A 13,351-nucleotide genomic window follows, 5' to 3' on the forward strand; every position below is an offset into this window, starting at 1 on the left:
GGCCGCACGGCCTGTTCCGTACCGCCGCCGCGAGCCCGCGCTCACCGGCTGGAATGCGGGGTGCACCCATGTCGTATCGTCGGAGTGGCCCGCCTCGTCGACGAGCAGCGTCGGCGACCGATCCCGAGGAGCGCCCGTGACGCAGCAGACCCCGGAGGTCCCGTCGACCGACTCCGAGCTCGCGGAGGTGCGCAACTTCCGTGACGTGGGCGGGTTGCCGACCGTGGACGGGCGCCGGGTGCGCAAGGGCCGGCTGTTCCGCAGCGGCCACCTGGCGGCGGCGACCGAGGCGGACGCGGCCTTCCTCGGCGGCCTCGGACTGCACACGGTCTTCGACTTCCGCAACGCCGCCGACATCAAGCTGGAAGGCCCCGACGTCGCACTGCCCGGCGTGCGGAACGTGAACATCCCGCTGACCGACCCGGCCGACGGCGCCGAGTTCTGGGCGATGGTGCGCGACGGCGAGCTGGGCCACCTGCGTACGGCGCTGGGCGACGGCAAGGCGGCGGGCCGGATGGCGCAGACGTACCGCCACATCATCACCACCCGCACCGCGGACCACAGTCGCGTCCTGCACGCACTCGCCGAGGACAGCGTCCCCGCGCTCATGCACTGCGCGGCCGGCAAGGACCGGGCGGGCCTGTCCGTCGCCGTCACCCTGCTCGCGGTCGGCGTCGCCCCGGAAGCCGTCGAGGCCGACTACCTGGAGTCCAACGCCGCCCACCGCCGGTACAAGGTGCGCCGCTCCGACAACTCGGCGGCCGGCATGTCCCCCGAGGTCATGGAACTGCTCGCGCCGCTCTTCGACGCCCGCGCCGAATACCTGTCCGCGGCCCTCGACGCCATCGAGACGACCTGGGGCTCGACGGAGACCTACCTGAGCGAGGGCCTGAAACTGTCCCCCGCGACCCGCGAACGGCTGCGCTTCCAGCTCCTGGAGGACTGAGCGGGCCCGGACGGCCACGGGCCGCGCCGCCCCGCGGCCGCGGTCACTTGCCCAGCTTCGCGGCCAAGGCCGCGCGCCGGGCGAACTTCTCCTCCTTGGACTCCTCCATCTCCCGGAGCGCCGTCTTGCGTTCCCGCCGGGCGAGCCGGTCCAGGTAGAGATGGCCGTGCAGGTGGTCCGTCTCGTGTTGCAGACACCGGGCGAAGTAGCCCCGGCCCTCGATCACCAGGGGGTGGCCGTCCTTGTCGCGGCCCCGTACGACAGCGCGGTCGAGGCGGGGCACGACGCGGTAGGGGCCGGGGACGGACAGGCATCCTTCGGATTCCTCGACCAGCCTGCGCTGCTCGGCCGGAACCTCGTCCAGGACCGGGTTGGCGATGTGCCCGACGTGGCGCACCCCCCAGTCGTCCGTCATGTCCCAGACGAACAACCGAAGGTCCACACCGACCTGGTTGGCGGCGAGCCCGGCGCCCTCCGCCACCTGGTTCGTGGCGAACATGTCGTCGATCAGCTGCGCGAGTTCCGGCGTGCCGAATCCGGTGACCTCCCGGCACGGGCGGTGCAGAACCTCCTCCCCCGCCACGGTGATGCGGCGCACCGCACCCCGTCCGACCTCCGGCGCGAGCCGCGGGTAGGAGTCCACGGGCTCGCCCTGCACGCGTACCCGGCGGTCCTGTGGGGTGTCACCGGAACCGACAGTCATGGAACATCAACGCCTTCCGTACATGCCGGAGCGGGCCGGGGCGGTACCCCGGCCGGCGGCACATCAGCTTGACCGAACGCTTTGCAAAGTAGCACCCTTTGCAAAGTGAGCGATGAGAACCGTCGAACAGCCCCCACCGGACCGCCGTCGCACCGCGCCCGGCAGCCCCTCCCGGACCACCCCGTACGGATCGCCCTGCTGGACCTGCTCGCCGAGGTCGGCACCGTCACGTCTACGCAGGCCGCTGTCCGGCTCGGCCACAGCTCCGGACTCTGCTCCTTCCACCTGCGCCAGCTCGCCCGGCACGGCCTCATCGAAGAAGCGCCGCACGAAGGCGGGCGGGCCCGGCCGTGGCGGCTGCGCTGGGAGACCTCCCGGCGGCCCGCTCAGGACGCACCACCGCAGCCGGAAGAGCCGCAGCGGTTCGACGCGCTGGCACGCGGGCTGGAGGACGAGAGCTATCAGCGCTGGCTGGCCCACCGGGGCCGGGCCCCGGCCGAGTGGCGGCACGATGAAGCCTTCAGCGCCGTGGTCCATCTGACTCCGGCGGAGCTGACCGAACTCGCCGCGTCCATCCGCCACCTGCTGGCCGCCTACGGTGACCGCGACCGGCACCCCGCCGCGCGTCCGGCGGGCGCGGTGGCGGTGGCCGCGGTCACCCGGCTGTTCCCCCTGCTGAACGAGCCTCCCGCGGAACGTCAGCGCTGACGCGTCTGCAGCGCCTGCTTCATCAGCGTCCGCCCGAAGTCCCACATCAGGCCGCCGCCCTGGTGCGCGTCGTCCATCACCTCCGTGAACGCCGCCACGAACCGGTCCACCTCCCGCTCCCCGATCGTCAGGGGCGGGATGAGTTTGATGACCTCCAGATGGTCGCCGGAGACCTGGGTGAGGATGCGGTGGCGCTGGAAGAGGGGGACCACGACCATCTGGGCGAACAGGCCCTTGCGGGCCGCCTGGAGCATGGTCCAGTGGCCGCGGAGTCGCAGGGACGTGGGACGGCCGAACTCGATGCCGATCATCAGTCCCCGGCCGCGGACGTCGTGCAGCAGCTCGTAGCGGTCGACGAGGGCGGCCAGCTTCGTACGGAGCAGATCGCCGGTGTGCCGGGCGTTGGCGACGATCTGCTCGTCCTCCATGACGGACAGGACCGCCAGCCCGGCGGCCATCGCCTGGGCGTTGGCGCCGAAGCTGGCGGAGTGGACGAGGACGCGGTCCATGGACGAGTAGACCTTCTTGAAGATCCAGTCCTTGCCCAGGGTCGCCCCGACCGGCACATAACCGCCGGAGAGCGCCTTGGCCACGCACACCAGGTCCGGTTCCACGCCGTCCTCGTGCTGGTAGGCGAAGAAGTCGCCGGTGCGGCCCAGGCCGGTCTGCACCTCGTCGGCGATGAGCAGCGCCTTGTGCCGGTGCAGCAGTTCCTGGGCGGCGCGCAGGAATCCTGGGGGCGTGGGGTGTACGCCCTTGCCCTGGACCGGCTCGACGATGAAGGCCGCCACGTCGCCGCGCCGCAGCTCGCGTTCCAGCGCGTCGAGATCGCCCATCTCGATGCCGGTGTCGGGCAGCAGCGGTGCGAAGCCGTCGCGGAAGCCGTTCTCGCCGTTGACCGACAGGGAGCCGGTGGTCAGGCCGTGAAAGGCGTGGGTGCAGTACAGGACGCGGGGTTTTCCGGTGGCGTAGCGGGCGAACTTCAGGGCGGTCTCGACGGCTTCGGTGCCGCTGTTGCCGAGGAAGACGCGGTCCAGGTGAGGCGTGTGGGACAGCAGTTTCTCGGCGAGCAGGCCGGGCAGCGGCGGGCAGTCGAAGCGGGTGAGGTCGGCCAGCCCGGCGTCGAGGACATCGTGCAGTGCCTGCCGTACGACGGGGTGGTGGCGGCCGAGGCCCATCACCCCGAAACCGGCGAGCATGTCGAGGTGGTCCCGGCCGTCCTCGTCCCAGAAGTAGGCGCCCTCGGCCCGCTCGTAGACCTTGTCGAAGCCGATGGTGTGCAGCATCCGCGGCAGTTGGTGGTTGATGTACCTGGCGTGCAGGTCGTAACGCTCGGCGCCGCGCTCGGCGAGCAGCTTGGTCAGGTCGAATCCGGTCACGAGCCGTTCTCCGTCACGATGCGTTCTCCTTACGGGCCAGGGAGGCGCTGATCCGGCCGGCGATCTCGGCCGGGGTGAGCCCGATGTCGGCGAGCACCTCGCCGCGCTTGGCGTGCGCGAGGAACTGCTCGGGGATGCCGAAGGTCCGCAGCGGTACGTCCACCTCCGCGTCGCGCAGCGCCTGGCCGACCGCCGCCCCCACTCCCCCGTTGCGGCTGTTGTCCTCCACGACGGCCACCGAGGTGTGCCGCGCGGCCAGCCGGACGATCGCGGGGTCGACGGGCTTGACCCACCGCGGATCGACGACGGTGACGCCGACGCCGCGCTCCGCGAGCAGCTCCGCGGCCCCCAGGCAGACCGGGGCCATCACGCCCACCGAGACCAGCAGGACGTCCTCGCGCTCGCCGCGGCCCAGCACGTCCACGCCGCCGATCCGCTCCAGCGCCGGGACCGGCTCGCCCACCGACTCCTTCGGGAAGCGCAGGACGGTCGGCGCGTCGTCCACCTCGACGGCCTCGCGCAGTTCGGCGCGCAGCTGGTCGGCGTCGCGCGGCGCGGCGATCCTGAGGCCGGGGACGACACCGAGGACCGACATGTCCCACATGCCGTTGTGGCTCGGCCCGTCGGTGCCGGTCACACCGGCCCGGTCGAGGACGAAGGTGACGCCGCACTTGTGCAGCGCCACGTCCATCAGGACCTGGTCGAAGGCGCGGTTGAGGAAGGTCGCGTACACCGCGAAGACCGGGTGCAGACCGCCGGTGGCCAGGCCCGCCGCCGAGGTCGCCGCGTGCTGTTCGGCGATGCCCACGTCCCACGTACGGTCGGGGAAGGCGGCCGCGAACTTCCCGAGGCCGACGGGCTGCAGCATCGCCGCGGTGATCGCGACGACGTCCGGGCGCTCCTCGCCGATCCTGACCATCTCGTCGCCGAAGACCGAGGTCCACGACGGCGCGCCGGGCGGCGTGACGGGCTCGCAGGTCAGCGGGTCCATGGCGCCGACCGTGTGGAACCGGTCCGCCTCGTCCTCCAGCGCGGGCCGGTAGCCGCGGCCCTTCTCCGTACGGCAGTGGACCAGGACAGGCCCGTGGAAGCGGGCGGCCCGGCGCAGCGCGGACTCGACGGCGGCTATGTCGTGGCCGTCGATCGGGCCGACGTACTTCAGGCCCAGGTCCTCGAACATGCCCTGCGGGGCGAAGGCGTCCTTGAAGCCCTTCTTGGCGCCGTGCAGCGACTCGTACAGCGGGCGGCCCACGACGGGGGCGCGCTGCACGACCTCCTTGCCCCAGGCGAGGAAGCGCTCGTAGCCGTCGGTGGTGCGCAGGGTGGCGAGGTGGTTGGCGAGGCCGCCGATGGTGGGCGCGTACGAGCGCTCGTTGTCGTTGACGACGATGATGAGGGGGCGGTCCCTGGCGGCGGCGATGTTGTTGAGCGCTTCCCAGGCCATGCCGCCGGTCAGCGCGCCGTCCCCGATGACGGCCACGACGTGGTCGGCCAGGCCGCGGACCTGGTTGGCCTTGGCCAGGCCGTCGGCCCAGCCCAGGACGGTGGAGGCGTGGGAGTTCTCGATGACGTCGTGGTCGGACTCCTCCCGGGACGGGTAGCCGGACAGTCCGCCCTTGCCGCGCAGTTTGGAGAAGTCCTGACGGCCGGTCAGCAGTTTGTGCACGTACGACTGGTGCCCGGTGTCCCACAGGATGCGGTCGGCGGGCGAGTCGAAGACCCGGTGCAGGGCGATGGTCAGCTCCACCACGCCCAGGTTGGGTCCCAGGTGACCGCCGGTCCGCGCCACCGCGTGCACGAGGAACTGCCTGATCTCCTCGGCGAGTGTGCCGAGGGCTTCTCCGGGAATCTCCTTGAGGTCGCGCGGCTCACGGATCTGTTCCAGCATCGACATGCTCGGTCCCCCTCCATGGGTCCAGCTTTCACGGGTTCAGCTGACGGTGACGTCGGGAACGCCTGGCACCACTCCCTCGGACTCCATCCCCGCCGCGATCTTCATGGCCTCTTCGATCAGCGTCTCGACGATCTTCGACTCGGGTACGGTGGCGATGACCTCGCCCTTGACGAAGATCTGGCCCTTGCCGTTGCCGGAGGCCACGCCGAGGTCGGCCTCGCGGGCCTCGCCGGGGCCGTTGACGACGCAGCCCATGACCGCGACGCGCAGCGGGACCTCCATGCCCTCCAGGCCCGCGGTGACCTCGTCGGCCAGCTTGTACACGTCCACCTGGGCGCGGCCGCAGGACGGGCAGGAGACGATCTCCAGGCGGCGCGGGCGCAGGTTCAGCGACTCCAGGATCTGCAGGCCGACCTTGACCTCCTCGGCGGGCGGCGCGGACAGCGACACCCGGATGGTGTCGCCGATGCCCTCGCTCAGCAGAGCTCCGAAGGCCACCGCCGACTTGATCGTGCCCTGGAAGGCCGGACCGGCCTCCGTCACGCCCAGGTGCAGCGGGTAGTCGCACCGGGCCGCGAGCTGCCGGTACGCGTTGACCATCACGACCGGGTCGTTGTGCTTGACCGAGATCTTGATGTCCCGGAAGCCGTGCTCCTCGAACAGCGAGCACTCCCACAGGGCGGACTCCACCAGCGCCTCGGGCGTCGCCCTGCCGTACTTCTCCAGCAGCCGCTTGTCCAGCGAGCCGGCGTTCACGCCGATCCGGATCGGCACCCCGGCGTCGGAGGCCGCCTTGGCGATCTCCTTCACCCGGTTGTCGAACTGCCGGATGTTGCCCGGGTTGACCCGGACCGCGGCGCAGCCGGCGTCGATCGCGGCGAACACGTACTTCGGCTGGAAGTGGATGTCCGCGATCACCGGGATCTGCGACTTCTTCGCGATGACCGACAGGGCGTCGGCGTCGTCCTGGGTCGGGCAGGCGACCCGGACGATCTGGCACCCGGAGGCGGTCAGCTCGGCGATCTGCTGGAGCGTCGCGCCGATGTCGGCCGTGCTGGTCGTCGTCATCGACTGCACCGATACGGGGGCGCCGCCGCCCACCGGCACCGTCCCGACCTGGATACGGCGCGAGTCGCGCCGCTGTGCGAGCGGCCGGGCCGGCACGGCGGGGAGGCCCAGGGCGACGGCGGTCCCGGAGGCGCTGCCTCCGGGAGGCTCTCCAGTACCCATCACGTCACCCGCGGTTTCCTGCGACGGTCTCACGGGCGGCGCGCAGGGACTCCTTGAGGGAGCCCATCGTGGCGAGGACGGCGGTGGGCTCGTAGCCGCAGTGCGCCATGCAGTTGGCGCAGCGCGGGTCCTTGCCGCGGCCGTACTTGTCCCAGTCGGTCTCCTCGATCAGCTGCCGGTACGTGGGGACGTAGCCGTCGCTCATCAGGTAGCAGGGGCGCTGCCAGCCGAACAGCGAGTAGTTGGGGATCGCCCAGGCCGTGCAGGGGAAGTCCGCCTTGCCCTCCAGGAAGTCCAGGAACAGCGGGCTGTGGTTGAGCCGCCAGCGGCGGCGGTTGCCGCCCGCGAAGGCCTTCTTGAAGAGTTCCCTGGTCTGCTCGACGCCGAGGAAGTGCTCCTGGTCGGGGGCCTTCTCGTAGGCGTAGGCGGGCGAGAGCATCATCTCGTCGACCTGGAGGTCGTCGTTGAGGAAGTTGAGCACCTCGATGATGGTCTGCGGGGTGTCGGTGTTGAAGAAGGTGGAGTTGGTGGTGACCCGGAAGCCGCGCCGCTTGGCTTCCTTGATCGCCTCCACCGCCTCGTCGAAGACGCCCTCCTTGGCCACGGATTCGTCGTGCCGCTCACGCATGCCGTCGATGTGCACCGCGAAGGCGAAGTACCGCGAGGGGGTGAACTTGTCCAGCTTCTTGCGCAGCAGCATGGCGTTGGTGCACAGGAAGACGTATTTGCGCTTGGCCACCAGCTGCCGCACGATCTCGTCGATCTGCGGGTGCATCAGCGGCTCGCCTCCGGCGATGGAGACCATCGGCGCGCCGGACTCCAGCACCGCGCCGACCGCCTGCGCGACCGGCATCCGCTGTTTGAGCACCCCGGCCGGGTGCTGGATCTTCCCGCAGCCCTCGCACTTGAGGTTGCACGCGAAGAGCGGCTCCAGTTCCACGATCAGCGGGAACTTCTCCCGCTTGCGCACTTTCTGTTCAAAGAGATACGTACCGACCCGGATGGACTGACGGAGCGGCATGGCCATCTGGCTCACCTCCTGGAGAGCAGCAAAGAACGGTGCCATTCGAAAAAGACAGGAAGGATGGAGCGCAGCACACGAAAGGCTGACATTCCACCGCGTAAAGTACCGATTCGGACAAGTTCATGTTCTGGAGCGTCCACGATCACCCGGACGGCCGCAACCGGACGGCCGCCGCCACGCGTCGCGGCCTCCAGCGTCGCGGCGGACTCCATGTCCACCGCGACGGCGCCCGCGGCCCGCAGACCGGCCCGCTCCGCGCCGCGTACGACATGGTCGGAGCCGCGCAGCAGGCCGGTGTGCACCGTCACGCCACGCTCCTCCAGGGCCCGCAGCAGCGGGCCGTTGTCGGAGCAGGGCACCTCCGGCGCGCCGGGCAGATGGCCCCGGGCCGCCTCCGCGACAACCACGTCCCCCGGCCGCATCCCCGGGACGAGACCCGCGCAGAAGCCGGTGGCGACGACGGGCGCCCGCGCGGTGACGGAGCCGTCGCGCAGCGCGTGCGTGACGGCGTCCGACGCCGCCCGCGGCCCCATGCCCGTACGGAGCGTGACGACGGGCGCGCTCGCGCCGCTGCGGTCACCGCCGCGCAGCGCCAGCCGCTCGATGCCGAGCGCGCAGGCGACCAGCAGCGGCGGCGGCCCCTGCGGCCGGCCCCGCTGCCCGCCCCGGGCGGCGTCCCCGCTGCGCGACGTGGGCATCAGGCCCCCTGGGACGCGCCGGCCGGTCCGCCGTTGACGTAACGGCCGAGGGCCGTCAGCGGGAAGACCTGCCGGTACAGGTGATAGTTGATCGAGAAATCCCACGGGAAGCCCGTACCGGTGAAGTACGGCTCGTCCCAGGAGCCGTCGGCGCGCTGTGCGTCGGCCAGCCAGCGCACCCCGCGCGCGACCGCCGCGCTCTCCCGCTCGCCCGCCGCGAGCAGCGCCATCAGCGCCCACGCGGTCTGCGAGGCGGTCGACTCGCCGCGGCCCGCCCACGCCTTGTCCCGGTAGGAGCGCTGGTCCTCGCCCCAGCCGCCGTCCTCGTTCTGGACGCGCTCCAGCCAGTGCACGGCGCGGCGGACCGCGGGGTGCGAGGCGGGGATGCCGGCGGCGGCCAGCGCCGGGAGCACCGAGCCGGTGCCGTAGATGTAGTTGGTGCCCCAGCGCCCGAACCACGAGCCGTCCGGCTCCTGTTCGGCCAGCAGCCAGCGCAGGCCGCGCCGCACCCGCGCGTCGTGCGTCATGCCGAGATCGGCGGCCATCTCCACGACGTGGGCGGTGACGTCGGACGACGGCGGGTCGATGACCTCGCCGAAGTCGCAGAACGGCAGCCGGTTGGGGAACGGGCTGGTGTTGTCGGCGTCGAAGGCGCCCCAGGCCCCGTTCTTGGACTGCATCCCCAGACTCCAGCGCACGGCGCGCCGCACGGCGGCGTCGACCCGCTCCGGGTCCGGGTGCTGGATACGGCGCAGCGCGAGGACCACCTCGGCGGTGTCGTCGATGTCCGGATAGTTGTCGTTCTCGAACTCGAACGCCCAGCCGCCGGAGGGCAGTTGCGGCCTGCGGACGCTCCAGTCGCCCGGCCGGCGGATCTGTTCGGCGAGCATCCAGTCGGCCGCCTTGACCAGCTGCGGGTGGTCGGCGGGCAGGCCCGCGTCGGCGAGCGCGATGGCGGCGAGGCAGGTGTCCCAGACCGGGGACTGGCACGCCTCGATCATGCGGACCGGTGCGCCCTCCGCGTCCTCGCTCCATACGGCGAAACGGTCCAGCGACTCCAGGCCCTGGCGCAGCACCGGATGTCTGAGGTCGTACCCCAGCAGGTGCAGCGCGATGACCGAGTAGACGGCCGGCGGCTGGATGCCGCCCCAGCAGCCGTCGTTCTCCTGGCGTTCGATGATCCAGCTCGCCGCGGCCTTCATCGCCGAGCGGCGCAGCCTGCGCACGGCCACCTTCCGGTAGCCGTGCAGCCCCTTGTCCAGCCGCTGGAAAAGGCCGTCCCAGCTGGCGGCGGGCGCGAGCGGCCGCGGCGGGTTCGGGCGGGCCGGGTCGGTGTGCAGCTCGTCCAGGGCGAACGGCGCGGGCCGTACCGGGCGCAGGGCCGAGACGATCGTCAGTGCCACGATCGTCTGCCGCGCCCAGCACCCGAAGTCGTAGACGTTGAGCGGGAACCACTTCGGGAAGTAGATCAGCTCGGGCGGCAGTTCCGGCAGGTCGTCCCACTTCCACCAGCCGAACAGCGCCAGCCAGATGCGGGTGAAGACGCGGGAGGCGGCGATGCCGCCGTGCTCGCGGATCCAGGCGGCGGCCCTGGCCATGTGGACGGCGTCCGGCTCGTCGCCGGCCAGCCGCAGGGCGACGTACGCCTCGATGGTGACGGACAGTTCGCCGGGGCCCCCGTAGAAGGAGGCCCACGTGCCGTCGGCGCGCTGTCCGCCGCGGATGTGCCGGGCCGCGGCCTCGGTGGTCCGCCGGTCGCCGATCCGCAGGAACTGCCGCAGCAGCAGGTCCTCGGCGTCCATGGTCACATTGGTTTCCAGGTCGCCCTTCCACCAGCCCGCGTCGTCCTGCACGGACAGCAGGTGATCGGTGGCGCGGGCGGCGGCCCGGCGGGCGACGGCGGCCGTGCTTCTGGGGGCTGCCGGGTCGTTCCCGGAGGTCTCGGCGGTGGTCTCGGCGGTGGCGTCGCCGGCCGAGGGGGCACGGGGCGGCAGCGCCCCGGTACTTCCGTCGGTCGTCGCTGTCATGGTTTCCCCTTCTGCAGTGAACTCTGTGAAGCGTGCTCAGGGATTCCGTCGGCCGACGCCTGCCTCCCCTTTACCGGAGGTCGGGGGTGGGCGCCGGCCGGCGACTGCGATCTAGATCGGTTCGATAGTGATCATCTCTTTCGTACGACGACGAAGTCCGCGAGCGCGACGAACTGCGCGCGGACCGGCGCGGGCATGTCCACCTCGTCCAGTGCGGCGATGGCGGTGCTGTGCTGGCGGCGGGCCTCCTCGGTGGTCCACGCGCGGCCGCCGGCCTCCTCGATCAGGGCCGCGCGGGAGGCGAACTCCTCCTCGGTGAAGTCGGCGATCTCGTCCTCGCTCTTCTTCGCGTCCGCCGCGAGGATGCGGGCGAGCCGCTCGGAGGCGGGGTTGTCGGCCGCCAGGGCGGCTACGACCGGCAGCGACTTCTTGCGCTGGCGCAGGTCGCTCCAGGTCTGCTTGCCGGTGGCCTCCGGGTCGCCCCAGATGCCGAGCAGGTCGTCGACGGCCTGGAAGGCGAGGCCCAGGTGGTAGCCGTAGCGCTCCAGGATGTCGGCGGTACGGTCGTCGGCACCGCCGAGGACGGCGCCGATGGAGACGGCGCAGGCGAGCAGCGCGCCCGTCTTGTTGCCCTCCATCTCCAGGCACTCCTCGACGGTGACCCGCTCGCGGTGCTCGTAGGAGATGTCCTGGGCCTGGCCGTCGATGAGCTTGCGCGTGGCCACGGTGAGGCGGCGGGTGGCGCGGCCGGCCTCGACCGTGCCCAGTTCGAGCAGTATTTCGTTGGCGAGGGCAAACAGCGCGTCGCCGACGAGGATGGCCTGGGCCGGCCCGTGCACCTTCCACACCGTGTCGCGGTGGCGGCGCTGCTCGTCGCCGTCCATCAGGTCGTCGTGCAGCAGCGAGAAGTTGTGGACCAGTTCCACGGCGACGGCGCCGGGGACGCCGACCTCCGGCGACTGCCCGGCGGCCTGCGCCGACAGCAGCGCGAGCGCGGGGCGTACGGCCTTGCCGCCGTCCCCGGACGCGGGCCGTCCCGCGGCGTCGATCCAGCCGAAGTGGTACGCGGCGACGGTGTCCATGGGAGGCGCGAGCCGGTCCACGGCGGCACGCAGCACAGGAGTGGCGAGCTGCCGCCCGCGCTCCAGCAGCGCGGTGACGCTCTCGGTGTCGATAGCTGGGGAAGCCGGATTCACGGTTTCTCCTCTGTTTCCGGTGCTCGTGCTCGTGCGAGCGCTCGTACTCGTGGTCATGCCGTCTCCCGGGGCAGTCGGCTCTGGGAGACGCCGAGTTCGGCGAGCGCCTCGCGAGCGGCGCCGAGGCCGCTGCGAACAGCGCTTTCCATGGTCGCGGGCCACCCGGTGGCGGTCCACGCACCGGCCAGGTACAGGCCGGGGGTCTTGGTGCGGGCGGCGGGCCGCAGCCGGCCTACGCCCGGGGTGGGGGCGAACGTCGCGGTGCGCTCGCGGGTGACGAAGAAGTCGCGGACGCCGGCGCCGCGCGCCGCGGGCAACAGCCGCTCCAGCTCCGGCAGATACCGCGCGCGCAGCTCCGCCACCGGCCGGTCGATCTCGTCCTGCGCGGCGGACTGCGACACGGCCAGGTACTGGCTGCGGGCGCCACCGGGCAGCGCGGCGAGCCCGGAGGCCTCCGTACGGTCGAAGACCCACTGCACGGGCGAGCCGAGCGCCGCGAAGAACGGTTGCTTCAGCACCGGACGGTCGTAGACGACGTGCAGATTCAGGATCGGGGCCGTGCCGATGTCCAGCAGCCGGTCCTGGCCGTCGAGACTGCCGTCGGGCAGCAGACCGTGGGCCTCGCGCTGCGGCAGGGCCAGCACGACCGTTCCGGCATCCAGCTGCTCGCGGCCGTGCGGCCCGTTCTCCACCGTCACCCGCCAGGTCCCGTCCTCGGCGCGGGCCAGGGCGCTCGCACGGGTGCGCAGCTCGACACGGACGCCCGCCTTCTCCAGGGCCTCGCGGGCGAGGGTGTCGTGCACCTCGCCGAGCGGCACCCGGGACCAGCCGATGTCGGCGGCGCCGTTGTCGGAGAGCAGGCCCGTCTTGAAGACCTTGGCGGCCAGGCCGAGCGAGGCGTCGGCGGCCCGCGCGTTGAGCGTCGCGACGCCGACCAGGTCCCACAGCGCCTCGACGGCGCGCGGCGACTGGCCGTGCCGGGACAGCCAGGAGGCGAAGTCGACGCCGTCCAGCGCGGGGTCCTCGGGGTCCAGCTGCTTCAGGGCCAGCGCCGCGCGGCCGACGTTCGCCCGTTCGGCGAGCGACAGGTGCGGGTAGGTGGCCAGGCTCTTCGCCAGGTGCAGCGGTACGGGCAGGGCGGTACGCCGCAGCCGCCCCAGCCGCAGGCCGTCGGCGTCCAGCACCGGTACGTCCATCCGGTCCTGGAGGGGCACCATGCCGCGGCCGCCGACCCGGCCGAGGAACCAGTCGTACGCGGTGCAGCAGCGCAGATAGACGTGCTGCCCGTTGTCGACGGTCAGCTCCCCCGCCGCGGACTCGCGGCGGAAGGAGAAGACCAGGCCGCCCAGCCGGGGCCGCCCCTCGACGAGGGTGACGCGCTGTCCCGCGTCGGCCAGCGCCAGTGCTGCCGTGACTCCGGCGAGACCGCCCCCAATGACCACCGCAGCCGCCCCATCGGGACGGCCTGCCTCATGTGCATCGTGCCGGTCGGGCCGCATCGTGTGCGATGTCATTCGCCCTCCCTGATTACTGTCGTCAGGGACGC

11 protein-coding genes are annotated in these 13,351 nt (G+C 71.9%); 2 read left to right on the plus strand and 9 right to left on the minus strand.

The genetic code is table 11. The features are described from left to right. Positions 1–136 precede the first annotated feature (136 nt). Positions 137–946: a tyrosine-protein phosphatase gene (locus A6A06_RS23740; RefSeq protein WP_073763383.1), complete on the plus strand. Its 810-nt coding sequence runs from the start codon at positions 137–139 to the stop codon at positions 944–946. A 43-nt stretch (positions 947–989) separates the two neighbouring features. Here the strand turns inward: A6A06_RS23740 and def are convergent, their stop codons facing one another. Further along, positions 990–1,649: a peptide deformylase gene (gene def / locus A6A06_RS23745; RefSeq protein ID WP_073763384.1), complete on the minus strand. Its 660-nt coding sequence runs from the start codon at positions 1,647–1,649 to the stop codon at positions 990–992. 105 nt (positions 1,650–1,754) lie between these two features. Between def and A6A06_RS23750 the strand changes: the two genes are divergently transcribed. Next, complete coding sequence (locus A6A06_RS23750) at positions 1,755–2,357, plus strand: winged helix-turn-helix domain-containing protein (RefSeq protein ID WP_073763385.1); 603 nt, start codon at positions 1,755–1,757, stop codon at positions 2,355–2,357. Here A6A06_RS23750 and A6A06_RS23755 read toward each other — a convergent pair. The 8 genes from A6A06_RS23755 to hpnE form a co-directional block, all read right to left on the minus strand. Continuing rightward, positions 2,348–3,736, minus strand: a complete 1,389-nt coding sequence (locus A6A06_RS23755; RefSeq protein WP_073763386.1) for an aspartate aminotransferase family protein — start codon at positions 3,734–3,736, stop codon at positions 2,348–2,350. The two genes, A6A06_RS23750 and A6A06_RS23755, sit on opposite strands and share 10 nt — an antisense overlap. Positions 3,737–3,749: 13 nt before the next feature. Beyond that, entirely contained in the window at positions 3,750–5,630 is a 1,881-nt protein-coding gene (gene dxs, locus A6A06_RS23760) for a 1-deoxy-D-xylulose-5-phosphate synthase (protein WP_073763387.1), read from the minus strand. A gap of 36 nt (positions 5,631–5,666) precedes the next feature. Then, positions 5,667–6,860: a flavodoxin-dependent (E)-4-hydroxy-3-methylbut-2-enyl-diphosphate synthase gene (ispG, locus tag A6A06_RS23765; RefSeq protein ID WP_073764467.1), complete on the minus strand. Its 1,194-nt coding sequence runs from the start codon at positions 6,858–6,860 to the stop codon at positions 5,667–5,669. Positions 6,861–6,864: 4 nt separating this feature from the next. Further along, the gene (gene hpnH / locus A6A06_RS23770; protein ID WP_073763388.1) at positions 6,865–7,887 is read right to left on the minus strand and encodes an adenosyl-hopene transferase HpnH; all 1,023 of its coding nucleotides are present in this window, start codon (positions 7,885–7,887) and stop codon (positions 6,865–6,867) included. Between the two features lie 5 nt (positions 7,888–7,892). Next, positions 7,893–8,582: a 5'-methylthioadenosine/S-adenosylhomocysteine nucleosidase family protein gene (locus A6A06_RS23775; protein ID WP_073763389.1), complete on the minus strand. Its 690-nt coding sequence runs from the start codon at positions 8,580–8,582 to the stop codon at positions 7,893–7,895. Beyond that, a complete protein-coding gene (shc, locus tag A6A06_RS23780) occupies positions 8,582–10,609 on the minus strand; it encodes a squalene--hopene cyclase (RefSeq protein WP_073763390.1) in 2,028 nt (675 codons plus the stop codon). The genes A6A06_RS23775 and shc overlap by 1 nt, the downstream gene beginning before the upstream one ends. 131 nt (positions 10,610–10,740) lie before the next feature. Further along, positions 10,741–11,862 carry a polyprenyl synthetase family protein gene (locus tag A6A06_RS23785; RefSeq protein WP_073763391.1) on the minus strand — a complete coding sequence of 374 codons (1,122 nt, stop codon included), beginning with the start codon at positions 11,860–11,862 and terminating at the stop codon, positions 10,741–10,743. Then, positions 11,859–13,304 carry a hydroxysqualene dehydroxylase HpnE gene (hpnE, locus tag A6A06_RS23790; protein ID WP_073764469.1) on the minus strand — a complete coding sequence of 482 codons (1,446 nt, stop codon included), beginning with the start codon at positions 13,302–13,304 and terminating at the stop codon, positions 11,859–11,861. Before hpnE ends, A6A06_RS23785 begins: the two co-directional genes overlap by 4 nt. Between the last annotated feature and the right edge of the window lie 47 nt (positions 13,305–13,351).

Origin of the sequence: Streptomyces sp. CB02923 (assembly GCF_001905005.1) — a bacterium.
GTDB lineage: Bacteria > Actinomycetota > Actinomycetes > Streptomycetales > Streptomycetaceae > Streptomyces.